This window comes from Methylobacterium isbiliense (assembly GCF_022179325.1).
Classification (GTDB): domain Bacteria; phylum Pseudomonadota; class Alphaproteobacteria; order Rhizobiales; family Beijerinckiaceae; genus Methylobacterium; species Methylobacterium isbiliense.
On sequence record NZ_BPQQ01000025.1, the window covers coordinates 1 to 22,029 of the forward strand.

General features: G+C 70.8%; 23 protein-coding genes and 1 tRNA gene. 17 read left to right on the plus strand and 7 right to left on the minus strand.

The genetic code is table 11. The annotated features are described in order from the left end of the window. On the plus strand, nt 1-260 hold a 260-nt coding region (locus MFF61_RS11590; RefSeq protein ID WP_373324679.1), incomplete at its 5' end, for a hypothetical protein. A gap of 107 nt (nt 261-367) precedes the next feature. Continuing rightward, on the plus strand, nt 368-1,375 hold the full coding sequence (locus MFF61_RS11595) for an IS110 family RNA-guided transposase (RefSeq protein ID WP_283205995.1): 1,008 nt from the start codon (nt 368-370) through the stop codon (nt 1,373-1,375). A 739-nt stretch (nt 1,376-2,114) separates the two neighbouring features. Here the strand turns inward: MFF61_RS11595 and MFF61_RS11600 are convergent. Together MFF61_RS11600 and MFF61_RS11605 are read right to left on the minus strand one after the other, a co-directional pair. Continuing rightward, nucleotides 2,115-2,190: transfer RNA gene (locus tag MFF61_RS11600), tRNA-Lys, on the minus strand. 120 nt (nt 2,191-2,310) lie between these two features. After that, entirely contained in the window at nt 2,311-3,882 is a 1,572-nt protein-coding gene (locus tag MFF61_RS11605) for a 2-isopropylmalate synthase (RefSeq protein WP_238235281.1), read from the minus strand. Nucleotides 3,883-4,243: 361 nt separating this feature from the next. Here MFF61_RS11605 and MFF61_RS11610 point away from each other — a divergent pair, with 361 nt between their 5' ends. Further along, nucleotides 4,244-4,582 (plus strand): hypothetical protein, encoded by a 339-nt coding sequence (locus tag MFF61_RS11610; protein ID WP_238235282.1) that lies wholly within the window; start codon nt 4,244-4,246, stop codon nt 4,580-4,582. Between the two features lies 1 nt (nt 4,583). Here the strand turns inward: MFF61_RS11610 and MFF61_RS11615 are convergent, their stop codons facing one another. The 4 genes from MFF61_RS11615 to MFF61_RS11630 form a co-directional block, all read right to left on the minus strand. Further along, nucleotides 4,584-5,300, minus strand: coding sequence for an NUDIX hydrolase (locus MFF61_RS11615; RefSeq protein WP_238235283.1), 717 nt, complete (start codon nt 5,298-5,300; stop codon nt 4,584-4,586). After that, nucleotides 5,300-6,214 (minus strand): PhzF family phenazine biosynthesis protein, encoded by a 915-nt coding sequence (locus tag MFF61_RS11620; RefSeq protein WP_238235284.1) that lies wholly within the window; start codon nt 6,212-6,214, stop codon nt 5,300-5,302. Before MFF61_RS11620 ends, MFF61_RS11615 begins: the two co-directional genes overlap by 1 nt. Before the next feature lie 92 nt (nt 6,215-6,306). Continuing rightward, a complete protein-coding gene (locus MFF61_RS11625; RefSeq protein ID WP_238235285.1) occupies nt 6,307-7,056 on the minus strand; it encodes an SDR family oxidoreductase in 750 nt (249 codons plus the stop codon). 140 nt (nt 7,057-7,196) lie between these two features. Next, nucleotides 7,197-7,673 carry an MmcB family DNA repair protein gene (locus MFF61_RS11630; RefSeq protein ID WP_238235357.1) on the minus strand — a complete coding sequence of 159 codons (477 nt, stop codon included), beginning with the start codon at nt 7,671-7,673 and terminating at the stop codon, nt 7,197-7,199. Between the two features lie 287 nt (nt 7,674-7,960). On the opposite strand from MFF61_RS11630, the gene MFF61_RS11635 reads away from it, so the two are divergent. The 6 genes from MFF61_RS11635 (at nt 7,961) to MFF61_RS11660 (ending at nt 14,369) form a co-directional block, all read left to right on the plus strand. Continuing rightward, nucleotides 7,961-10,165 (plus strand): TonB-dependent siderophore receptor, encoded by a 2,205-nt coding sequence (locus MFF61_RS11635; protein ID WP_238235286.1) that lies wholly within the window; start codon nt 7,961-7,963, stop codon nt 10,163-10,165. A gap of 14 nt (nt 10,166-10,179) precedes the next feature. Then, a complete protein-coding gene (locus MFF61_RS11640) occupies nt 10,180-11,328 on the plus strand; it encodes a PepSY-associated TM helix domain-containing protein (protein ID WP_238235287.1) in 1,149 nt (382 codons plus the stop codon). Continuing rightward, a complete protein-coding gene (locus MFF61_RS11645; RefSeq protein WP_238235288.1) occupies nt 11,325-11,531 on the plus strand; it encodes a hypothetical protein in 207 nt (68 codons plus the stop codon). Before MFF61_RS11640 ends, MFF61_RS11645 begins: the two co-directional genes overlap by 4 nt. A gap of 79 nt (nt 11,532-11,610) precedes the next feature. Continuing rightward, complete coding sequence (locus tag MFF61_RS11650; protein WP_238235289.1) at nt 11,611-12,489, plus strand: ABC transporter ATP-binding protein; 879 nt, start codon at nt 11,611-11,613, stop codon at nt 12,487-12,489. Nucleotides 12,490-12,540: 51 nt separating this feature from the next. Beyond that, nucleotides 12,541-13,329 carry an ABC transporter permease gene (locus tag MFF61_RS11655; protein ID WP_238235358.1) on the plus strand — a complete coding sequence of 263 codons (789 nt, stop codon included), beginning with the start codon at nt 12,541-12,543 and terminating at the stop codon, nt 13,327-13,329. Between the two features lie 32 nt (nt 13,330-13,361). Next, the gene (locus MFF61_RS11660) at nt 13,362-14,369 is read left to right on the plus strand and encodes an ABC transporter substrate-binding protein (protein ID WP_238235290.1); all 1,008 of its coding nucleotides are present in this window, start codon (nt 13,362-13,364) and stop codon (nt 14,367-14,369) included. Between the two features lie 19 nt (nt 14,370-14,388). Here the strand turns inward: MFF61_RS11660 and MFF61_RS11665 are convergent, their stop codons facing one another. Further along, the gene (locus tag MFF61_RS11665) at nt 14,389-14,910 is read right to left on the minus strand and encodes a DedA family protein (RefSeq protein WP_238235291.1); all 522 of its coding nucleotides are present in this window, start codon (nt 14,908-14,910) and stop codon (nt 14,389-14,391) included. 188 nt (nt 14,911-15,098) lie between these two features. Between MFF61_RS11665 and pdxY the strand changes: the two genes are divergently transcribed. The 8 genes from pdxY to trpC all read left to right on the plus strand — a co-directional run bounded on the left by pdxY (nt 15,099) and on the right by trpC (nt 21,981). After that, the gene (pdxY, locus tag MFF61_RS11670) at nt 15,099-15,947 is read left to right on the plus strand and encodes a pyridoxal kinase PdxY (protein WP_238235292.1); all 849 of its coding nucleotides are present in this window, start codon (nt 15,099-15,101) and stop codon (nt 15,945-15,947) included. A 138-nt stretch (nt 15,948-16,085) separates the two neighbouring features. Beyond that, complete coding sequence (locus MFF61_RS11675; RefSeq protein ID WP_238235359.1) at nt 16,086-16,523, plus strand: tellurite resistance TerB family protein; 438 nt, start codon at nt 16,086-16,088, stop codon at nt 16,521-16,523. Between the two features lie 69 nt (nt 16,524-16,592). Continuing rightward, a complete protein-coding gene (locus MFF61_RS11680; protein WP_238235293.1) occupies nt 16,593-17,468 on the plus strand; it encodes an NAD(P)-dependent oxidoreductase in 876 nt (291 codons plus the stop codon). Between the two features lie 182 nt (nt 17,469-17,650). Further along, nucleotides 17,651-18,811, plus strand: a complete 1,161-nt coding sequence (locus MFF61_RS11685; protein WP_238235294.1) for a YihY/virulence factor BrkB family protein — start codon at nt 17,651-17,653, stop codon at nt 18,809-18,811. A gap of 69 nt (nt 18,812-18,880) precedes the next feature. Further along, nucleotides 18,881-19,300 carry a peptide-methionine (R)-S-oxide reductase MsrB gene (gene msrB, locus MFF61_RS11690; protein WP_238235295.1) on the plus strand — a complete coding sequence of 140 codons (420 nt, stop codon included), beginning with the start codon at nt 18,881-18,883 and terminating at the stop codon, nt 19,298-19,300. Between the two features lie 100 nt (nt 19,301-19,400). Next, nucleotides 19,401-20,021 (plus strand): anthranilate synthase component II, encoded by a 621-nt coding sequence (locus MFF61_RS11695; RefSeq protein ID WP_238235296.1) that lies wholly within the window; start codon nt 19,401-19,403, stop codon nt 20,019-20,021. Between the two features lie 45 nt (nt 20,022-20,066). Continuing rightward, the gene (gene trpD / locus MFF61_RS11700; RefSeq protein WP_238235297.1) at nt 20,067-21,080 is read left to right on the plus strand and encodes an anthranilate phosphoribosyltransferase; all 1,014 of its coding nucleotides are present in this window, start codon (nt 20,067-20,069) and stop codon (nt 21,078-21,080) included. 49 nt (nt 21,081-21,129) lie between these two features. Further along, the gene (trpC, locus tag MFF61_RS11705) at nt 21,130-21,981 is read left to right on the plus strand and encodes an indole-3-glycerol phosphate synthase TrpC (RefSeq protein WP_238235298.1); all 852 of its coding nucleotides are present in this window, start codon (nt 21,130-21,132) and stop codon (nt 21,979-21,981) included. The last annotated feature ends 48 nt before the right edge of the window (nt 21,982-22,029 follow it).

Here is a 22,029-nt window from a genome sequence, read left to right on the forward strand (position 1 = left end):
ACTCACAGGGGGGCGGATCAGCGCGAAAGGCGTTCAGTCCGCGTGGAGACGAAACTCGTAGCTCCAGTCTTCTGGATACAATCGTGACTGCGCCGCTCTCGATCAATGAGATCACGGCTCTTGAGGATTGGTTTGGTCGCGCGCCGCCAACGAAAGTCTCGTTCATAGGTGTGGAGGAGACAGGGGTGTTCATGGTGGGAACGCGCAATGGTCAGGCAATTCGTGAGTTTCGCAAAGACTGTCCTAACTCCCGCGGCTGAGACCCATTTCAGAAGCGAGGCCCTCGTCGAGTTGCGCGTGCGAATGTCCGCTTCCCACCCTCAGCGGCCCTTCACGCGGCCAAGCTGATTGAGTTCAGACCCTAGACCTGGCCAAGAACGTCTTTCAGGTGCATGCCATCGGCCGCATGGGCGAGGTCCTCGTCCGGCGAGCGCTGAGGCGGGCGCAGGTGATGCCCTTCTTCAGCAAGCTCCCGCCGTGCCTGATCGGCATGGAAGCTTGCGGCACGAGCCATCATTGGGCGCGCGAACTCACGGCCCTCGGTCACGAGGTGCGGCTGATGCCGCCGGCCTACGTCAAGCCCTACGTGAAGCGCGGCAAGACTGATGCGGCGGACGCCGAGGCGATCTGTGAGGCGGTCACGCGCCCCAGCATGCGCTTCGTACCAATCAAATCCGTCGAGCAGCAGGCGGCGCTCGCGCTGCACCGGACGCGCGATCTTCTGGTCCGTCAGCGCACGCAGCTCATCAACATGATCCGCGGCCTTCTGGCCGAGTTCGGCATCGACCTCCCCAAGGGCATTAGCCATGCCCTCGCATTCGTGCGACGCGCCGTGGCCGGTGCGGCGCGCGAGGTCCCCGACCTTGCCGCCAAGGTGATCGGCACCCTGGCCGAGCAGGCGAGCGAGGTGCAAGACCGCATCCGGCAGCTCGAACGCGATCTTCTGGCCTGGTACCGCGCCAGCGAGCTGGCCCGGCGCATCGCGACGGTGCCCGGCGTCGGCCTGCTCGGGGCGACAGCGTTGGCCGCCACCGTCACCGATCCGACCCATTTCCGCTCCGGGCGTCAGTTCGCGGCTTGGCTCGGGCTGACGCCGCTCAACAACTCCAGTGGCGGCAAGGAGCGGCTCGGCCGCATCTCGAAGATGGGCGATCAGTACCTGCGCCGTCTCCTGGTGACTGGCATGACCTCGCTCGTCAGACGCAACAAGCATCATCCCAGCGCGGCCGATCCGCGGATGAACGCGTTGCTCGCCCGCAAGCCGGTGCGGGTCGTCACGGTCGCCATGGCCAATCGGGCGGCGCGGGCGATCTGGGCCATCATGGTGCGTGGCGAGGTCTACCGGGTGCCGGTGGCAAGCGTGGCCGCGGCCTGACGGCGACATCCCCGATCAGGTCCAGCGCGAGACCGCGCGAAGGAGGTTGCGAGGACCCTGTGAAGTGATGGCGAACCGGTCAGACCGGGGACGAGGACAACCTGCGCAAAGGTCCAGGGCGTCGTAGCCCGCAAAGCAGAATGGGACCTCGTCCGCGGATACCATCAGGGCCAGCGGTCGATGACCGCGCAAACAGGCCGAACACAAGACGGCACCCGACCAGCCCGCCAGCCTTCAGAGACCCCCTTGCAGGGCCGGAGCCATCCACACAGGACCTTCTGAGGGAGGGGGCGCAAGGTCCGGAAGGAGTCACTTTCTCACGTTCATCACCTCGAAAGGGGATGCCCAAATCCCTGCCGGCTGGCTCCTCTCCTAGATTCACTGGATCGAGCCGGACACCGTCGATGCAACTCTGAACCGACAGCCGGTGCCCAGGCCGCATTGCCGCTCAGCTGGTGGAGCAACGCCACAGCTCCCAGCTAACACAACCCCTACGCTTGCGCACCTCAAGCCGCCTCGGTTGGTGCCAATCTGAACTGACGAAACAGTCGCTGGAAGCGCCGTGCAATTGCGATTGGAAACCGAGGCAGGCGCAGAGCAGATAGAAGCCATGCAGAAGGGCGACGGTCGAGCCGATCACCGCCTCTCCGGCCGAGACTTTGCCGGCGACGTTGCTATGCCGCGGCGCACGCTGCCTTGTTCGGCGGTGGCCTACTTTGTCTCTGTGACTGAAAATGTTTGGTGGGTGCACTAGGGCTCGAACCTAGGACCCGCTGATTAAGAGTCAGCTGCTCTACCAACTGAGCTATGCACCCGTCGCTCCGAGGAGCGGGTCGGGCCGGCCACCAACCGCCCCGAACGCGAGGCGGGAGATAGCCGCTCGCGCCAGGACTGTCCAGCCCTTCGCGCGAGCGGCAGCCGCGTTTTTTCGGCGGCTATTCGGCTGCGGCATGCTGGGCATGCAGGCGGGTCGCGCCGGCCAGGAGCTTGTTGAGCGCGGCGAGATACGCCTTGGCCGAGGCCACCAGGGTGTCGGGGTCGGCGCCGCGGGCGGTCACGCTGCGCTCGGCCTGGCGCAACCGCACCGAAACCTCGGCCTGGGCGTCGGTACCCTCGGTGACCGCGTGCACGTCGTAGAGTTCGAGCTTCGCCTCGTGCGGCACCAGCGCGTGGATGGCGTTGAAGACCGCGTCCACCGGACCGTTGCCGTCCGCCTCCTCGGTCACGAGCCGGCCCTCGATGTCGAGCCGCATGGTCGCGCGCTGCGGGCCGCGGGTGCCGGCGATCACGGTCAGCGAGACGAGGCGGATGCGGTCGTGCGCGGTGGCGAGGTTCTCGTCGACCAGCGCTTCGATGTCCTCGTCGTAGACGTTCTTCTTGCGGTCGGCGAGCGCCTTGAAGCGCTCGAACGCGTCCTGGAACTGGTTGTCCGACAGCCGGTAGCCCATCTCCTCCAGCTTGGAGCGGAAGGCCGCGCGGCCCGAGTGCTTGCCCATCACCAGCGAGGTCTTCTGCACGCCGACCGATTCCGGCGTCATGATCTCGTAGGTCGACTGGTTCTTGAGCATACCGTCCTGGTGGATGCCGCTCTCGTGCGCGAAGGCGTTCCGGCCCACCACCGCCTTGTTGTACTGGACCGGGAAATGCGTGGCGGCGGCGACGAGCTTGGAGGCCCGCATGATCTGCGTCGTGTCGATGCCGGTCGCGTAGGGCAGCACGTCCGCACGGGTGCGCAGCGCCATCACGATCTCTTCGAGCGCCGCGTTGCCGGCCCGCTCGCCGATGCCGTTGATGGTGCACTCGACCTGGCGCGCGCCGCCCTCGATCCCCGCCAGGGAGTTGGCGATCGCGAGGCCGAGGTCGTTGTGGCAATGGACCGAGAACACCGCCTTGTCGGCGTCCGGCACGCGCTCGCGCACGGCCCGGAACATCGCCCGGTACTCGTCCGGCGTCGCGTAGCCCACCGTATCGGGCAGGTTGATGGTGGTCGCGCCCGCGCGGATCGCCGCCTCGACGCAGCGGCACAGGTAGTCGATCGGCGTGCGCGTGGCGTCCATCGCCGACCATTCCACGTCCTCCACGAGGTCGCGGGCCTGCGCCACGGTCTTCTGGATGATCTCCAGCACCTCGTCCTCGCTCTTGCGCATCTGGTGGGCGAGGTGGATCGGCGAGGTCGACACGAAGGTGTGGATGCGCCCGCGCGCCGCGAAGCGCACCGCCTCGCCGGCCCGGACGATGTCGGCCGGCACCGCGCGGGCGAGGCCGGCGATCACCGCGCGCTTGGTGCGGCGCGCGATCTCGGCCACGGCCTCGAAGTCGCCGTTCGAGGCGATCGGGAAGCCGGCCTCGATGATGTCGACGCCCATGCCGTCGAGCATCTCGGCCACCGCGAGCTTCTCCTCGAAGGTCATGGTGGCGCCGGGGCATTGCTCGCCGTCGCGCAGCGTCGTGTCGAAGATCAGCACGCGCTCGGGGGAGGGGGTCGGGCGGGAGGCGGTATCGGTCATGGCGAGATTGTCCTTGAGTCCCGGCGCCGCGTGAGGCGGCGCAGTCGCGAAGGTCGAGGGGGGTCGTCGCGCTCCCCTGAAGGCCCAGGCACGCGCCCGGACGGCCCTCAGGGGCGGGTAAGGAGAAGGCCGGAGAGACGACGCGCACGGCGACGGGCCGCCGCGGGAGCGGGCGTCATCGGCAGCGGCAGGGAGCCGGCATGCGCCACGGCTCGGGTCTCCTTCGGGCGAGCGCCCGGTGAATGCCTGCGTGTTCTACGGGGCGGAGGACACGATGACAAGCCGCGCGCCAGGGCCGCGATTGACCCGGGCCGCCGCGCTTGCCACAAGCTCGGCCATACGTTTCGCCAGGAGTTCGCCCATGTCCGCGCACCACGGCCGTGCCGTCGCCCTGCTCGCGGCCCTCGGCTTGGCCGCCTGCAACTTGGCCGCCTGCAAGCCGAGCACGCCGCCACCCGCCGCCGCGGTGGCGGCCGCGCCCGTCCCGGTGCCGCCGGCCGGGGGCGCCGGCTGCGGCCCGGCCATCGCCCGCACGCAGGCGATCGTCGAGAGCGATGTCGCCACCGGCAACCTGAATGCGCCGGTGGGCAAGCAATTCTCGGGCGATCTCGCCCGCGCCGCCGAGGCCTGCGCCGCCGGCCGCGAGGCCGAGGCCCTGCGCCTCCACGCCGCCGCCCGCGCGCGCTACGGCTACCCGTAGGTCACCACGCGCGCCCGTCCGCCGCGAAGGCGTCGCGCAGGAAGGCCTGCGCGTAGAGAGGCATCGTCGCGGGATCGATCTCGCCGGGGCCGCGCACCGCCACGACGTCCGCGAGTTCCGGCACCGCCTCGGCGGCGAGGTGCGCGCGGGCGCGGGCGAGCAGGGTGTCGGCATCCTCGGCGAACTGCATCGGCCGCAGGAAGGCGAGGTGGCCGCCCTCCCGCACAATGGTCCAGCCGCCCTCGGTCTCGGGTGGCACGAGGCCGGTCTCCTCGTGCAGCTCGCGCAAGGCGCTCGCCCCGAGATCGACCCGGCCGCCGCTGCGCAAGTCCTCGGGGTCGGGCGTGCCGCAGGCGAAGTAGACCTGGCCCGCATTGGCCGTGTGGCCGTTCATGCGCCCGAGCAGGTAGGCACCATCCCGGCTGCGCGGCGCCACCGCCGCGAACACGTTGAGGATGCCGGGATCCGGGAAGCCGAGATCGCGGAACGCCGTCAGGGTGGCGTAATCCGTCTCGAACAGCGCGACATGGCAGACGCCGTCCCGCTCCGCCATCGCGCGGGCGAGCATCACCCGCCCGTTGAACATCGCGGGCCGGTCCGCGCGCCGCCGCGCCCAGTGGGCCTCGATCCGCGCCCGGTTGTCGCGCGCCCAGGCCCAGTCGAAGGGGCCGAGCGCGGCCGTGACGGCGCGGACGCGCCGGAGGTCGATGGCGGCCATCAGATCCGGATCTCGCCCTCGGCAACCACCACGGCGCTGCCCCCGATCTCGGCTGCGCGCAGGCGCCCCTCCTCGATCACGAGCTGCAGCGCGATCTCGCTCGGCCGGCCCATCTCGTAGCCCTGCGCGATCACCACGTCGTGCGTGCCCTCGCCGAGCGGTTCGAACTGCATCAAGGCGCCCGCGAAGGCCGCCACGGCCGCGCCGGTCGCCGGATCCTCCGGCACGCCGAGGCCGGGCGCGAACATCCGGGCCCGGAAGCCGTGGGCCGGATCCCCGGTCTCGCGCGTGTAGAGGAAGACCTTGGCGTTCGCCCCGAACGCGACTTCGAGCGAGGCGGCGCCGGCCCGGGCGCGCCCGAGGGCGGCGAGCGTGCGGACCGGCACGAGGTCGAAGGGCGTGCCGGCGGAATGGCGGCTCGGCTGGTGGCGGGCAAAGCCGATCTCGCCGGGTTCGAGGCCGAGGGCCGCCGCGGCGGCTTCGGGCATCGGCCCGAGCCCGTCCGCCTCGCCCCAGATCTCCGGCAGGCGCGGCAGCCGGAAGCGCGCCCGCCCGCGCCCGTCCCCCGGCTCGACCACGCAGGAGACGGTGCCGACCGCCTCCTCCAGGCCGAAGGCTACGGCGTCGGCCACGTCGGCACGCCGGTCGCGCAGGCCGAGCAGCACCGCGGTGCCCACCGTCGGGTGCCCGGCGAAGGGCAGTTCCTGGGCGGGCGTGAAGATGCGCAGCCAAGCCCGATGGCGCGCCTCACGCGGGGGCAGCACGAACACCGTCTCCGAGAGGTTGAACTCGCGCGCGACGGCCTGCATGGCGGCATCGTCGAGTCCCTCGGCATCCAGCACCACCGCCAGCGGGTTGCCGGCAAGCGGGCGCTCGGTGAAGACGTCGAGGGTGACGAAGCGGCGTGCGGGCATGGGGGATCTCCGGGCGTCCTCGTGCGACGCAACACGCCGCCGCGGTGCAGCGCAAGAGGAGCCGGCCGGATTTTCCCGCGCCTTGCCGTCCCTCAGACCGTGCGCCCGCCGTCGATCGGCATCTCGACGCCTGTGATGAAGGCGGCTTCGTCGGAGGCGAGGAACAGCGCCGTCGCGGCGATGTCCTCCGCGCGCGACATGCGTCCGAGCGGGATCGTGGCGATGAACTTCGCGCGGTTCTCCGGCGTGTCCGGCACGCCCATGAAGGCTTCGAGCAGGCCGGTCTCGCCCATCACCGGGCAGAGCGCGTTGACCCGGATCTTCCAGGGCGCGAGTTCCACCGCGAGCGACTTCGACATCAGGTTCACGGCGCCCTTGGAGGCGTTGTACCACGTCAACCCCGGCCGGGGCCGGATGCCGGCCGTCGAGCCGACGTTGAGGATCACCCCGCCGCCGTTGTCGCGCATCGCGGGCGCGACCGCGCGCACGTAGTAGAAGATCGACTTGACGTTGACGCGGAAGACGCGGTCGAACGCCTCCTCGTCCACGTCCATGAGCGGCTGGTTCCGGTGCGTCGTGCCGGCATTGTTGACGAGGATGTGCGGCGTGCCGAAGCGCTCGGTCGTCAGCGCCACGGTGCGCTGCACGTCGCCCTCGGCGCCCACATCGGCCGCGACCGCGACGGCGGCCTCGCCGATCTCGCGCGCCACGCGCTCGGCGGCATCGCCCCGCAGGTCGACCACCGCGACGCGGGCGCCCTCCTGCGCGAAGCGCTTGGCGATGCCCTCGCCGAACCCGCCGCCGGCCCCCGTGACGATCGCGATCTTGCCCTTGAGCCTCATGCCGCACCTCCCCGTCGCCCGGGCGCTCATCGGCGCGCGGGTCGCGGGCCGGATCATGGCCGCCGGGGTGGAGCCTGTCCAATGCTGCGAAGCGGAGAGGGCCCATGCGGGCCGCGCGGGGGCGGCGCGCGAGGCCTGCGCTACAGCGCGCCCTCCCGCACCGAGCCCGGATCGGCCAGCGCGTGCAGCAGCCCCGCCGCCATATGGGCGAAGCGCAGGGTCACGGCCTTGCGGCGGGCGCCCGCGAGCGGGTGCTCGGGCGGCTCGCGCAGGATCGCGGCCGCGAAGGCGTCGGCGACGATCAGCCCGGTATCCTCCGGCAGGACATCGGTCGGCATGTCGTCGGGCACCGCGAAGTAGAAGCGGTCGCAGTAGTCGCGGTAATCCGGCCACTTCCGGTCGGCCCGGAAGTCGGCGAGTCCCGACTTGATCTCCACGATGGTGAGCTGTCCGCCGGGACCGAGCGCGATCAGGTCGGCGCGCCGGCCGTTGGCGAGCGTGAATTCCGGGATCGTGACGTGGCCGAGATCCGCGAACAGGCGGCGCACCCCGCGCTGGACTCCGAACGCGATCGGCGACTGGCGGCGGTCGAGAGGCAGCGAGAGGGCGGCGGACACAGGGGCGAGGACCGGTGGAGGCAACGAGGACGAATCAGGAACGCGAGTCTGGACCGGCGGAGCGCCCCTTGTCACGCGGAGGACGTGTCGCAGGGGCGTAGCGCCCGTGCCACGTGCGCCGCGAGATGCCGCGGTGCCCCTTGCCAAGGCGCGGCCCCGACGATAGCACCGATCCAGAAAAACGCTGAACTATCAGTAGTTTATTATAATTCAAAACAACGCCGCCCCGCGTCGCTCGCCGTTTCGGCGAACCCGTTGTGCTGCGCGCCTGCAAGGGATGACAGAGGATGATGTCGCGTCGTGGCATCGGCCGGACGGCCATGGTGAGGGCCGCGCTCGCGGGCGCGTCGCTGGCGGCTCTTTCGGGAGTGGCCCTGGCGCAGCAGAGCGGCACCATCCCGCTCGACACGATCGACGTGGAGGGGAGGGGGGCGCCCTCGGGAGGGCCGGCCGGTGCGCCCCGCCTGCGGCCGGAGACGGCCGTCGGCCCGGTCGAGGGCTACGTCGCCACCCGCAGCGCCACCGCCACCAAGACCGACACGCCGCTGATCCGCACGCCGCAATCGGTGTCGGTAATCGGTACCGAGCAGATCATCGCCCAGAAGGCGCAGACCCTCTCGGAGGCCGTGCGCTACACGCCCGGGATCTTCGCCAACCAGTTCGGGCCGGACACCCGCCTCGACTGGTTCATCATCCGGGGCTTCTCGGCCACCGAGAGCGGCCTGTTTCGCGACGGGCTGCAGTTGTTCCAGACCTCGTTCGCGAATTACCGCATCGATCCGTTCGGGGCCGAGCGCATCGAGGTGCTGCGCGGGCCGGCCGCGACGCTGTTCGGCGGCAGCCCGGTGGGCGGCCTCATCAACATCGTGTCGAAGCGTCCGCCTCTGGACCCGCTGCGCTACGTCGAGGTCGGCGGCGGCTCGTTCAACCAGGTCTACACGGCGGTCGATCTGGGCGGCCCCGCCGACAAGGAGGGCCACTGGTTCTACCGCCTGACGGGCCGGTTCCAGAACAGCGACGCGCAGGTGCGCTACGCGCCCGAGGATCGCTACTACATCGCGCCCGCCTTCACCTACAAGCCGGACGGGGCCACCACCTTCACGCTGCTCACGAGCTTCCAGCGCGACAATACCGGCGGGGCCGGCCAGTTCCTGCCCTACATCGGCACCGTGCGCCGCCAGGCGCTCGGCCTGCGCATCGACCGCTCGCTCAACGTCAGCGACCCGCTGGTCGACGGCTACACCCGCAACCAGGCCAATCTCGGCTACGTCTTCGAGCACCAGTTCAACGACGTGTGGACCGTGCGCCAGACCATGCGCTACGCCTTCACCGATGTGCGCGACCAGCGCTACGTCGGCAACGGCTACGCCGTCGGCGACGCCACGCAGACGGAGCTGTCGCGCTACGGCTTCCTGACCACGCCGCGGGCCGGGCTCGTCACGGTCGATACGCAGGCCGAGGCGCGGTTCGGCGACGGCCTGTTCGCGCACGACCTGCTGCTCGGCGTCGACTACAAGCACTACAATCTCTACGACAACCAAGCCTCCACGTTCCCGGTCCCGTCCCTGAACATCCTGCGGCCGGTCTATTTCCAGCCCTCGGCCTATCCGACGCCCTACCTCGTCACCAACCAGACGCTGCAGCAGGTCGGCCTCTACGCGCAGGACCAGATCCGGCTGACCGAGCGCCTGACCTTCCTGATCGGCGGCCGGCAGGATTTCGTCAGCAGCGACGTGGTCAACAAGCTCTCGCCCGCCTCGTCGGTGCGCGCCGACGACCAAGCCTTCACCGGACGACTCGGCCTGATCTACAATTTCGACAACGGCTTCGCCCCCTACGTGACCTGGGGCACCTCGTTCAACCCGACGCCCGGCACCAACACGGCGGGGCGGCCCTTCGCGCCGGACCGCGGCGACCAGATCGAGGTCGGGGCGAAGTTCCAGCCGGTCGGCTGGAACACGCTGTTCACAGTCGCGGCCTTCGACCTGCAGCGCTCGAACGTGCTGACGCCGGATCCGGCCAACCCGTTCAACAGCCTGCAGATCGGCGCGGTGCGCTCGCGCGGCTTCGAGGCGTCGGTGGTCGCCACCCTCACGGAGGGACTGAATCTCGTCGGCGCCTACACGGTCTACGGCCTGCGCACCGTCGAGGGCACGGTGCTCGACCTCGGCCGCGTGCCGGTGGGCATCCCGGAGACCTTCGGCTCGCTCTGGCTCGACTACACGATCCCGGCCGGCCCCTGGAAGGGTTTTGGATTCGGCGGCGGCCTGCGCTACGTCGGGCGCTCCTTCGCGGACGTCGCCAACACCCTGACAGTGCCCGACTACCTGCTGTTCGACGCCGCGATCCACTTCGAGCGCGACGGCTGGCGCGCCGCCGTCAACCTCCAGAACGCCACCGACCGCCGCTTCGTCTCCTCCTGCTCGACCGTGACCTCCTGCTTCTACGGCGAGCAGCGGCGGATCATCGGCAGCGTGAGCTACACGTGGTGAGGAAGCGGACCGGCATGACGACCGCCTCCCTGCGCGCATGGCGCTTCGTCCACACCTGGACGAGCCTGATCTGCACCCTCTTCATGCTCCTGCTCTGCCTCACGGGGCTGCCGCTGATCTTCCACCACGAGATCGACGAGTGGCTCGGCGCGCAGGCGGAGCCGGCCGCGATCCAGGCCGGGCAGGCGCCGCTGCCGCTCGCGCGCATCGCGGACGCCGCGCTCGCCCAGCATCCGGGCAAGGTGATGCAGTATGTCGGCTTCGACCAGCATGAGCCGCGCGCGGTCTTCGCCATCCTCAACGCCAGCGCCGGCGCGCACCCGAACGACTCGGTCACGAAGGTCTACGATTCCCACACCGCCGCGCCGCTGGGTCCGCCGATGAGCGGCTTCATGATGGTGATGCTGCGCCTGCACGTGGATCTCTACGCGGGCCTGCCCGGCAAGCTGTTCCTGGGGCTGATGGGCACGCTGCTCGTCGCCGCCATCGTCTCGGGCGTGGTGCTGTACGCGCCCTTCACCCGGCGCCTCGCCTTCGGGACCATCCGGACCGGGCGGGCGCCGCGCACGATCTGGCTCGACCTGCACAACCTGCTCGGCATCGTTACGGTGGCGTGGCTGACGGTGGTGGGGGCGACGGGCGTGATCAACACCCTCTCCGAGCCGATGATCAACCACTGGAAGGCGACGGAACTCGCCGACATGGTGGCCTCGCAGGGGCAGGGGCAGGGGCAACAGCAGCCGCGCGCGCCGGCCTCGCTCCTGCCGGTCGATCGCGCGGTCGAGCAGGCGCGCGCCGCCGCGCCCGGCATGACGGTCTCGTTCGTCGCCTATCCGGGCACCGCGTTCAGCACCTCCCGCCATTACGGCGTCTTCCTGCGCGGCGACACGCCGCTCACCGCGCGGCTGCTCCAGCCGGTGCTCATCGACGCCGAGACCGGGGCCGTCGGGGCGACGCGGCACCTGCCCTGGTACCTCACCGCCCTCCTGGTCTCGCAGCCGCTGCATTTCGGCGATTACGGCGGCCTGCCGCTGCGGATCATCTGGGCGCTGCTCGATCTGGTGAGCATCGTGGTGCTGGGCAGCGGCCTCTACCTCTGGCTCGCCCGCCGCGGCCGCACCGCGCCCGCCGCGCTCACCCTCCGGCCGGCCCCGACCGCATGACGCGTGTTCCGAAGGCCGCGGAGGGACGCCGCGTCTTCCGCATCCCGCTCCTCGTCGGCCTCACCTCGCTCGCCGGGCTTCTCAGTGCGCTGTTCTTCGAGGGCCCTGGCTGGGTCGCGGCCTGGATCGGCCTCGGCCTGCCGCTGGCGCTGGTGGCGTGGCATGTCGGACTTGCGCTGATCCGCACCGAACGAACCGGTTGATCTCCTGCGCCGGCTCGCCGACATTCGGCGCCGCCCCGGACCGGCACGAAGTCCGGGCATGTCGCGCGGAGGAAGCCGGATGAGCCAGCAAGGCGCTGCCGAGGGACGGAAGGGCGGACGCGGCGGCGTGCGCCTGATCGGCGGCACGGCTTTGGCCCAGAGCACGAGCGCGGTGCGGCTCGACGGCGTTTCCATCGCCTTCACGCTCAAGGGCGGCAAGCGCTACGTGGCGGTCGAGGGCATCGACCTCGGCGTGGCGCCGGGCGAGTTCGTGGCCGTGGTGGGGCCGACCGGCTCGGGCAAGTCCACCATCCTCAACGCCGCCGCCGGCCTGCTCAAGCCGGCGGACGGCAGCGTCACGGTGTTCGGGCAGGCCCTGTCCGGCATCAACGCCCGGGCCGGATACCTCTTCCAGGCCGATGCCCTGATGCCGTGGAAGACCGCCCTCGACAACGTGGCGGTGGCGCTGGAGCCCCAGGGCGTGGCGCGCGCCGAGGCGCTGAGCCGGGCGCGCGACTGGCTCGGGCGGGTGGGGCTCGCCACCTTCACCGACCGCTACCCGCACATGCTCTCGGGCGGCCAGCGCAAGCGCGTGGCGCTCGCCCAGATGCTGATCCGCGATCCCGAGATCCTGCTGATGGACGAGCCCTTCGGGCCGCTCGACGCCCAGACCCGGCAGATCATGGGCAACCTGCTGCTGGAATTGTGGGCGGCCAACCGCAAGGCGGTGATCTTCGTCACCCACGACCTCGAGGAGGCGATCGCCCTCTCGGACCGGGTGATCGTGCTCTCGGCCGGGCCCGCGGCCCGGATCGTCGGCGAGTACCCGGTGACGCTGCCGCGCCCGCGCGACATCGCCGAGATCCGCCTCGAACCGCAATTCCATGCCATCTACAAGGAGATCTGGGCGTGCCTGCGCGTCGAGGTCTCCCGCGCCTACGCCACAGGCCCGGCCTGATCCCCGCAGCGGAGGCTTGCCCGTGAAGGAGCCCTGCCCGTGAACCGCCCGATCGGCCGCCTCGGCCTCCTCGCCCTGCAGATCCTCGTCGGCCTCGTCGCCCTGGCGATCTGGCACGTGCTCACCGTCTACCCGATCCTCGGCCAGCCCAAGCAGGTGCAGTTCTTCTTCTCGACCCCGGTCGACGTCCTCAAGCGCACCTGGGCCGAGATGGCGAACCCGGAGATCTGGAACCACCTCTGGATCACCCTGCAGGAGACGATCCTGGCCTTCGTCACGGGGGCGCTCGGCGGCATCGCCTTCGGCTTCCTGTTCGCCCGCAACGCGCTCCTCGCCGCCGTATTCGACCCCTACATCAAGGCGGCGAACGCCCTGCCGCGGGTGGTGCTCGCGCCGATCTTCGCGCTCTGGTTCGGGCTCGGCATCTGGTCGAAGGTGGCGCTCGGCTTCACCCTCGTGTTCTTCATCGTGTTCTTCAACGTCTACCAGGGCGTGCGCGAGGTGAGCCCGGTGGTGCTCAACAACGCCCGGATGCTCGGCATGAACGAGCGCGGCCTCCTGCGCCACGTCTACTGGCCCTCGGCGCTCACCTGGATGTTCTCCTCGCTGCACACGGCGGTGGGCTTCGCCCTCGTCGGCGCGGTGGTGGGCGAGTATCTCGGCTCCTCGGCCGGTCTCGGCTACAAGATCCACGAGGCCGAGAGCGTGTTCGACGTCACGGGCGTCTTCGCCGGCATGCTGATCCTGGCCGTGTTCGTCATCGCGATCGACGCGGTGGTGACGCTGATCGAGAACCGGCTGCTGGTCTGGCGCCCCGGCGGGGCCGGCGGGTCGGTCTGACGCCCACACCAACCAGAACCGGAGGAGTCCCCATGCAACGCCGCAGCTTCCTGGCCGGGGCGGCCGCCGCCCTCGCCCTCGGCCCCGCCGCGCCGGCCGGCGCCGAGCCCGTCAAGGTGCGCATCGGCGTCGGCGGCAAGCCCCTGCTCTACTACCTGCCGCTCACCATCGCGGAGCGGAAGGGCTACTTCAAGGAGGAGGGGGTCGAGGCCGAGATCAACGATTTCGGTGGCGGCGCTCGCTCGCTCCAGGCCCTGATCGGCGGCTCGGTCGACGTGGTGACGGGGGCCTACGAGCACACCATCCGCATGCAGGCCAAGGGCCAGGACGTGCGGGCGGTGTGCGAGCTCGGCCGCTATCCGGCCATCGTCATCGCGGTGCGCAAGGACCTCGCCGGCACCGTGAAGTCGGCGGCCGACTTCAAGGGACGCAAGATCGGCGTGACGGCGCCCGGCTCCTCGACGGCGCTCGCCGCGCAATACGCCATGATCAAGGCGGGCCTGAAGGCCAGCGACGCGCCGCTCATCGGCATCGGCGGCGGCGCGGGCGCCATCGCGGCGATGAAGAAGGGCGAGATCGAGGTCATCTCGCACCTCGACCCCGTCATCGCCAAGCTGGAGAGCGACGGCGACATCGTGGTCCTCGTCGACACCCGCACCGAGGCCGGCACGCGCGCCCTGTTCGGCGGCCCGAACCCCGCGGCGGTGGTCTACACCAAGCAGGACTGGATCGAGCGCCACGCCGTCGGCACCCAGAAGGTCGTCGCGGCCTTCGCCAAGGCGCTGAAGTGGCTGGCCGCCGCCTCGCCCGAGGAGGTCGCCGACACGGTGCCGGCCGCCTACCATTTCGGCGACCGCGCCCTCTACGTGCAGGCGGTGAAGAACTCGCTCGAGAGCTATTCGCGCACCGGCATCCCCTCGCAGGAGGGCATGACGAGCGTCTACGAACTCGTGCGCACCCTCGATCCCGAGTTGCAGGGCACGAAGATCGACCTCGCCACCACCTTCGAGGACCGCTTCATCCGCAAGGCGATGGGCTGAGTCCGGGGCGTGTTCGGGGTCAGGCGCGCAGGAACCCGAACACGCCCGCCCCCGGCGCCAGCCAGACGAAGGCCCAGACGAAGGCCGAGGTGACGTTGGCGACCTGGAAGGGCAGGCGCCCGACGAGGAAGATGCCGGCGATGAGCGGCACCACCGCCCGGGCCGGGCCGATGAAGCGGCCGACGAAGATGCCCCAGGCCCCCCAGCGCCGGCAGAAATCCTCGCCCTTCGTCACCATCTCGGGATAGCGGGTGAGCGGCCAGATCCGCTTGGCGCCGTCCTTGTAGTAGCGGCCGAACTCGTAGGAGACCCAGTCGCCCAGGATCGCGCCGATGGCCGCGCCGACCATCACCGGTACGAACGGGATGTCGCCGGCCCCGAGAAGCGCGCCGATCCCGAGCAGGATCACGGTGGCGGGCACGAAGATCGACAGCACCGCGAGCGATTCGCAGAACGCGATGATCCCGGTGATCACCGGCGCCCAGGCCTGGTGGTCGCGCACGACGTCCAGGGTGGTGGTGCGGAGCGTCTCGAAATCCATCTCACCTCGACCGGTCAGCCGCCAGCAATGTGGGTCGCCGTGTATGTCACACCAAGGGCAACCGTCGTGTGACCCTGCGCACCAGCACCGGGGCTTCCCACAACCGACCGGGCCGGCCGCCGGATCCGGCTGTTGCATTCTCTCCCTTTGCGGGCGAGTCCATCCCGATCACCGCCAGAGGGGGTGCGATGAACATCCTGTCGATCCAGTCCCACGTCGCCTACGGCCACGTCGGCAACGCCTCGGCGGTCTTCCCGATGCAGCGGCTCGGGGTGGAAGTCTGGCCGATCCACACGGTGCAGTTCTCCAATCACACCGGCTACGGGGCGTGGCGGGGCCGGGTGTTCGACGGGGCGGCCATCGCCGACCTCGTCGAGGGCATCGCCGAGCGCGGCGTGCTGCCGGAGTGCGACGGCGTGCTCTCGGGCTACATCGGCTCGGCCGAGATCGGCGAGGCGATCCTGGGGGCGGTGGCGCGGGTGCGGGCGGCCAATGCCGCTGCGCTCTATTGCTGCGATCCGGTGATCGGCGATGTCGGGCGCGGCGTGTTCGTGCGCCCGGGCGTGCCCGAATTCATGCGCGACCGGGCGCTGCCCGCCGCCGACCTCATCACCCCCAACCTGTTCGAACTCCAATTCCTGTCGGGCCGGGCCTGCGGGTCGCTGGCCGAGGCCAAGCGGGCGGTGGCGGCCCTGCAGGCGCAGGGTCCGGGCGTGGTGCTGGTCACCTCGCTCCACACCGCCGAGACGCCCGCCGACGCCGTCGACCTCCTGGCCGCGGAGGGCGGGCAGTTCTGGCGGGTGCGCACCCCGCGGCTCTCCCTCGACATCAACGGGGCGGGGGATGCGAGCGCGGCGCTGTTCCTCGTGCACCACGCCCGCACCCGCTCGGCCGCGGAGGCGCTCGGCGCCACGGCGGCCTCCATCTACGGGCTGCTGCGGCGCACCGCCGAGGCCGGGTCGCGCGAGATCCTGACGGTGGCCGCGCAGGACGAGTTCGTGGCGCCGAGCCGGGTGTTTCCGATCGAGGCGGTGTAACGCGCGGCTCTCGGCGCATTTCGGCCCGCCACTGTGCCCCGGATGGACTTGCCTGCCTTGCCGGTGTTGTGCATCGCTTCGGCAGAACGATGCGGCAACTGCGCCGAGCTGCGGGCGCCCGCTCACAAGGACTGGACGATGGGGCTCTTTCAGGATGCTTTCACCCGGTTCGGCCGGGTCGTGAGGTCGTATTCCGGCGACACCGCGTTCCTGCACGCGGCGGTCTCGGCCACCGCGAACGTCATCATGGCTGACCGCGAGATCGACGAGGACGAGATCGAGACCGCGCTCAGCGTGATGAGCGCCAACCCGATCCTGCAGAAATCCTACGGCGTGCTCAAGCTGGAGCAGGAACTGCATGAGGCGATCGCCCGGGCGAAGTCCCGCGCAGGGCGGATCGAGAACATGCGCTACGTCGGGGCGATCCTCGAACGGCCCTCCGAGCAGCGCCAGGACGTTTTTCTGATCGCCGCCGACGTGGCGGACCAGGGCGGCATCAGCGAGCTCGAGCACAAGGTGCTGGACGAGGTCGCCGAAACCCTCGGGATCGACAAGGCGCACCTGCTCGGCGCCTGAGGCCGGTTGGCGCGCGCGGCGCGCGCCATACCTCTCGGGGCTCTCGCAACCGACGGGAGCCACCTTACGATGGATGTCGGATTTCTCGGGCTCGGCCGCATGGGCCGGCCGATGGCGCTCGCGCTGGCCAGGGCCGGGCACCGCGTGCGCGTCTGGAACCGCTCGGCCGAGGCCGCCGAAGCCCTGCGGGCCGAAGGCGTCGAGCCGGTGGCGAGCGCCGCCGAGGCGTTCCGGGGCGATGCGGCCGTCACCATGCTGGCGGACGATGCGGCCCTGCGCAGCGTCATCGTGGAGGGCGGCATCCTCGATCAGCCGGAGCGGCCCGGGCTGCATCTCGGGATGAGCACCATCTCGGTGGCGCTCGCGCGCGACCTCGCCGCCCTGCACGAGCGGGCGGGCGTGCCCTACGTCTCCGCGCCGGTCTTCGGGCGGCCGGACGTGGCGGCGGCCGGCAACCTCAACATCGTGGCGGCGGGACCCGAGGCGGCCATCGCCCGCGCCCAGCCGCTCCTCGACGCGATGGGCGCCCGTACCTGGCCGTTCGGCCCCGACCCCGCCCGCGCCAACGCGGTGAAGCTCGCAGGCAACTTCATGATCGTCGCGGCCGTCGAGGCGATGGGGGAGGCCGCGGCCTTCGGCGAGGCGCACGGCGTCGATGCCGCCGCCCTGCTGGAACTCCTCACCGGCACGATCTTCGCTGCGCCCGTCTACAAGAACTACGGCGGCGCGATCGCGGCGGGCCGCTACGAGCCGCCGGGCTTCGGCCTCGCGCTCGGCGCCAAGGACATCCGGCTGGTGCTCGCCGCCGGCGAGGCCGCGCAGGTGGCGATGCCGCTCGCCAGCGTGCTGCGCGACGGCCTGATCGAGGCGGCCGCCCAGGGCCACGGGGAGAAGGATCTGGCGGCGCTGGCCCTGGTCTCGGCCCGGCGCCGCGGCCGGGGCTAGCCGTCGTTCGGCCGCGGCGAACCCGGCGCGAGCGTCTTGTCCACCGCCGATTCAAGCAGAATCGGCGGGTGCTCCGCGTTTTCGCGCCGCCAACACTGGGGCGGCGGAACGCCGTAACCGCACGCGAGTTGAGCCCGCGACGGCCTGCGCCCGCGGCCTCTTGCCTCGATTTCGGTTGCCCGATGACGTCACGTCCGCCATCCAGTCCCGATGCTTCCAGCCGCGCGACCTCGACGTTGTGGACGGTGTTCCTCGGCCTCGCGCTCGTGCGCCTCGTTACGGCGCGCCGTCCGGAGGCCGTGGAGGCGCCCTCCGATCCGACCCGCCATCTCGGCACCGGCGCCAAGTCCTATGCGGGCCGCCCCGCCCACTGGGTCGCCGAGACCGAGACGGATCGCGGCCGCAAGGCCGAGCATCCCACCGAGATCCCGGCCAAGGGCTGGAAGGACGTCCTCTATCGGGTCTACCTCGAGTTCCAGAAGGACCGGGTGCTCTCGGTGGCGGCCGGCGTCACCTTCTACACGCTGCTGGCGATCTTCCCGGCGGTGGCGGCCCTGGTCTCGCTCTACGGCCTGTTCACGGACCCGGCCACCATCAACGACCACCTCGCGCTGCTCCAGGGCGTGCTGCCCTCCGGCGCCCTCGACATCATCGGCGAGCAGGTCAAGCGTATCACCTCCAAGGGCGGCACGACGCTCGGCGTCACCTTCTTCACCAGCTTGGCGATCTCGCTCTGGAGCGCGAATGCGGGCGTGAAGGCGATCTTCGACGCCCTCAACATCGTCTACGAGGAGGAGGAGAAGCGCAGCTTCATCCGGCTCAACCTGCAATCGCTGGCCTTCACGCTCGGTGGCCTGCTCTTCGTGGTGATCGCGCTCGTCGGGATCGTGGTCCTGCCGGTGATCCTCAACTTCATCGGCCATTTCGGCATCAGCCTGAGCCCCAACGCGTGGTACATCGCCCTGGTGCGCTGGCCGATCCTGTTCGCGATCCTGCTGTTCGGGCTCGCTCTGCTCTACCGGTTCGGCCCGAGCCGGGACAAGCCGCGCTGGCGCTGGGTCACGCCCGGCAGCATCATCGCGGGCACGGTCTGGCTCGCCGGGTCGATCGCCTTCTCGTGGTACGTCTCGAATTTCGGCAGCTACAACGAGACCTACGGATCCCTCGGCGCCGTCATCGGCTTCATGACCTGGATCTGGATCTCGGCCACCATCGTGCTCATCGGCGGCGAGATCAACGCCGAGCTGGAGCACCAGACCGTGCGCGACACCACGACCGGCCCCGAGCGTCCCCTCGGCACCCGGCAGGCCCGCATGGCCGACACCGTGGGGGCGCCGGCCTGACACACTCGCCGGACGCGCTCCGGCTCCCCATCTTGCCTGCGGACAACCAGAATCCGCAGGAGAACCGCGATGGGTCTATTCACCAAGGAGCCCGGCACCGGCGAGGCGGCCCAGTCCGAGGAAGAGTGGCGCTCGACCCTGACGCCCGAGCAGTACCGGGTGCTCCGCCAGCACGGGACCGAGCGGCCCGGCACCAGCCCGCTCAACGACGAGAAGCGAGCAGGCACCTTCGTGTGCGCCGGCTGCGGGCAGCCTCTGTTCGACTCGCAGACCAAATACGAGTCCGGCTCCGGCTGGCCGAGCTTCTTCGCCCCGCTCGAGGGCGCGGTGGAGACGCAGACCGACCGCTCGTTCTTCATGACGCGCACCGAGGTGCATTGCCAACGCTGCAAGGGCCATCTTGGCCACGTCTTCGAGGACGGCCCGGCCCCGACCGGGCTGCGCTTCTGCATGAACGGCGTGGCGATGGCGTTCGAACCGCGGGAGTGAGACCGGTCCCGGCGGCCGATGCGGTCGGGGTGCGGGCGGCGTCGCGCCCCTTGACCCCGCGCCCGCGCCCCCGCACACCCGCCTCAACCCGGCGGAGCCCATGTCCGACATCCTCGTCATCGACAACTACGATTCCTTCACCTGGAATCTCGTCCACCTGATCGGGCCGCTTGTCTCGACGATCACCGTCGTGCGCAACGACGAGATCACCGTCGAGGCGATCCGCGCCCGCGCACCGGACGCGCTGGTGCTCTCGCCCGGCCCGTGCACCCCGAGCGAGGCCGGGATCTGCCTCGACGTGGTGCGGCACCTGAGCGACGAGATCCCGATGTTCGGTGTCTGCCTCGGCCTCCAGGCGATCGGGCAGGCCTTCGGCGGCGAGGTGGTGCGCGCGCCCGCCCCCATGCACGGCAAGGTCTCGACGGTGCAGCACCGCGCGACCGGCCTGTTCCGCGGCATCAACGAGCCCTTCGCGGCCACCCGCTACCATTCGCTGATCGTCGACCGGGCCACCTGCCCGGCCGATCTCGTCGTCACGGCGGAGGCCGACGGGCTGATCATGGCCCTGGAGCATGCCGGGCGGCCGGTGCACGGGGTGCAGTTCCACCCCGAGAGCATCCTGTCGCAGCACGGCGAGCGCATGGTGCGCAACTTTCTCGACTTGGCCCGGGCCTGGAACGAGGGCCGGCGGGGTGACAAGGCGGCGCCCGGCGTGCATTGACGTCGGCGACGACGAAACCGCTGCGCTGGGTGTCAGGCTCCCGTCATGGACTCGTTCAAGCCCTATCTGGCGAAGGTGGCCACGGGCGCCGCGTTGACGCGCGAGGAGGCCCGCACCGCCTTCGATCATCTGCTCTCGGGTGAGGTGACGCACGCCCAGGCCGGCGCCTTCCTGATGGCGCTTCGGGTCCGGGGCGAGGCGGCGGATGAGATCGTCGGCGCGGCCGGGGCGCTGCGCGAGCGGATGGTGCGGGTGGTGGCCCCCCCGGGCGCCATCGACATCGTCGGCACCGGCGGGGACCACTCGGGCAGCTACAACGTCTCGACGCTGGCCTCCGTCATCACCGCCGCCTGCGGCGTCCCGGTGGCCAAGCACGGCAACCGGGCGGCGTCCTCGCGCTCGGGCGCGGCCGACGTGCTGGCGGCGCTCGGCGTGAAGCTCGGGCTCGATCCGGCGGCGCTCGCCCGCTGCCTCGCCGAGGCAGGCCTCTGCTTCATGTTCGCGCAGGCGCACCACGCCTCGATGCGCCACGTGGCGCCGGTGCGGGTCGAACTCGGCACCCGCACGCTCTTCAACGTGCTCGGCCCGCTCTGCAACCCGGCCGGGGTCGAGGGTCAGCTCTTCGGCGTCTACGCGGCCTCCCTGGCCGAGCCGCTCACCCGCGTGCTCGCGGATCTCGGCAGCCGCCGGGTCTGGACCGTGCATGGGTCGGACGGGCTCGACGAGATCACCACCACCGGCCCCACCGCCGTGGTGGCGCTGGAGAACGGCGCCCTGCGCCACTTCAGCATCGATCCGCGCGACCTCGGCTTCGCCCTGAGCCGCCCGGAGGACCTGCGCGGCGCCGATCCCGAGCACAATGCGGCGGCGCTCCGCGCCGTCCTCGACGGGGCGCGAACGCCCTACCGCGACATCGCGATCCTCAACGCCGCGGCGGCCCTGGTGGTCGCCGGACAGGCCGCTAGCTTACAGGACGGCGTCGCGCGGGCCGGGCAGGCGGTCGATACCGGGGCGGCCCGGGCCGTCCTCGATCGCCTCGTCGCGGTGTCGAACGCCTGACGCGCCCGCGAGTCCGTCGCCGTATCCTCCCCGAGAGAGGAGCCCGCCCGTGTCCGTTATCGACCTCAAGAACCCGGCCGCCGGGACGGCCCGGCCGCAGACGCCGGACGTGCTCGCTCACATCGAGGCCTACAAGCGCCGCGAGATCGCCGAGGCGAAGCTGCGCGTGCCGCTCGCCGAACTGGAGCGGCGCGTCGCCAAGGCCGATCCGCCGCGGGGCTTCGCGGACGCGATCCAGGCTCATCTCGACGCCGGGCGCCCGGCCCTCATCGCCGAGATCAAGAAGGCCTCCCCGTCGAAGGGCCTGATCCGCGAGGAGTTCGACCCGCCGGCGCTCGCCCGCGCCTACGCGGAGGGCGGCGCGACCTGCCTGTCGGTTCTCACCGACGAGCCCTCCTTCCGGGGCCGCCCAGACGATCTCGTGGCCGCGCGGGCCGCCTGCACGCTCCCGGTCCTGCGCAAGGATTTCCTGTTCGAGCCCTATCAGGTCTACGAGGCCCGGGCCTGGGGAGCCGACTGCGTCCTCGTCATCATGGCGAGCCTCGACGACGAGGAGGCTGCCGCCATCGTCGAGACGGCGGACGATCTCGGCCTCGACGTGCTGGTCGAGGTGCACGACGAGGCGGAGCTGGAGCGGGCGTTGCCGCTCGGCACCCGCATGATCGGCATCAACAACCGCGACCTGCGCAGCTTCCGCGTCTCCCTCGACGTCGCCATTCGCCTCGCGCCGCTCGTGCCGGCGGACCGCATCCTCGTCGGCGAGAGCGGGATCACGGGCCATGCCGACGTTCGGCGCCTCGCCGGGGCCGGCATCCGCACCCTGCTCGTCGGCGAGAGCCTGATGCGCGAGAGGGAGGTGACGGGGGCGACGCGGCGGCTGCTGTTCGGCGAGGCCGCATGACGGGGTCGGTCGTCCGTCCCGCCCGCACCCCTCACGCGCGAGACTCCC

Coding starts and splice junctions, on each gene's coding strand:
- msrB (WP_238235295.1), top strand. CDS start 18,881: ATGGGTCTATTCACCAAGGAGCCCGGCACCGGCGAGGCGGCCCAGTCC.
- pdxY (WP_238235292.1), top strand. CDS start 15,099: ATGAACATCCTGTCGATCCAGTCCCACGTCGCCTACGGCCACGTCGGC.
- MFF61_RS11610 (WP_238235282.1), top strand. CDS start 4,244: ATGTCCGCGCACCACGGCCGTGCCGTCGCCCTGCTCGCGGCCCTCGGC.
- MFF61_RS11660 (WP_238235290.1), top strand. CDS start 13,362: ATGCAACGCCGCAGCTTCCTGGCCGGGGCGGCCGCCGCCCTCGCCCTC.
- MFF61_RS11645 (WP_238235288.1), top strand. CDS start 11,325: ATGACGCGTGTTCCGAAGGCCGCGGAGGGACGCCGCGTCTTCCGCATC.
- MFF61_RS11640 (WP_238235287.1), top strand. CDS start 10,180: ATGACGACCGCCTCCCTGCGCGCATGGCGCTTCGTCCACACCTGGACG.
- MFF61_RS11685 (WP_238235294.1), top strand. CDS start 17,651: ATGACGTCACGTCCGCCATCCAGTCCCGATGCTTCCAGCCGCGCGACC.
- MFF61_RS11625 (WP_238235285.1), bottom strand. CDS start 7,056: ATGAGGCTCAAGGGCAAGATCGCGATCGTCACGGGGGCCGGCGGCGGG.
- MFF61_RS11695 (WP_238235296.1), top strand. CDS start 19,401: ATGTCCGACATCCTCGTCATCGACAACTACGATTCCTTCACCTGGAAT.
- MFF61_RS11675 (WP_238235359.1), top strand. CDS start 16,086: ATGGGGCTCTTTCAGGATGCTTTCACCCGGTTCGGCCGGGTCGTGAGG.
- MFF61_RS11615 (WP_238235283.1), bottom strand. CDS start 5,300: ATGGCCGCCATCGACCTCCGGCGCGTCCGCGCCGTCACGGCCGCGCTC.
- MFF61_RS11605 (WP_238235281.1), bottom strand. CDS start 3,882: ATGACCGATACCGCCTCCCGCCCGACCCCCTCCCCCGAGCGCGTGCTG.
- MFF61_RS11680 (WP_238235293.1), top strand. CDS start 16,593: ATGGATGTCGGATTTCTCGGGCTCGGCCGCATGGGCCGGCCGATGGCG.
- MFF61_RS11665 (WP_238235291.1), bottom strand. CDS start 14,910: ATGGATTTCGAGACGCTCCGCACCACCACCCTGGACGTCGTGCGCGAC.
- MFF61_RS11635 (WP_238235286.1), top strand. CDS start 7,961: ATGATGTCGCGTCGTGGCATCGGCCGGACGGCCATGGTGAGGGCCGCG.
- MFF61_RS11650 (WP_238235289.1), top strand. CDS start 11,611: ATGAGCCAGCAAGGCGCTGCCGAGGGACGGAAGGGCGGACGCGGCGGC.
- MFF61_RS11620 (WP_238235284.1), bottom strand. CDS start 6,214: ATGCCCGCACGCCGCTTCGTCACCCTCGACGTCTTCACCGAGCGCCCG.
- trpD (WP_238235297.1), top strand. CDS start 20,067: ATGGACTCGTTCAAGCCCTATCTGGCGAAGGTGGCCACGGGCGCCGCG.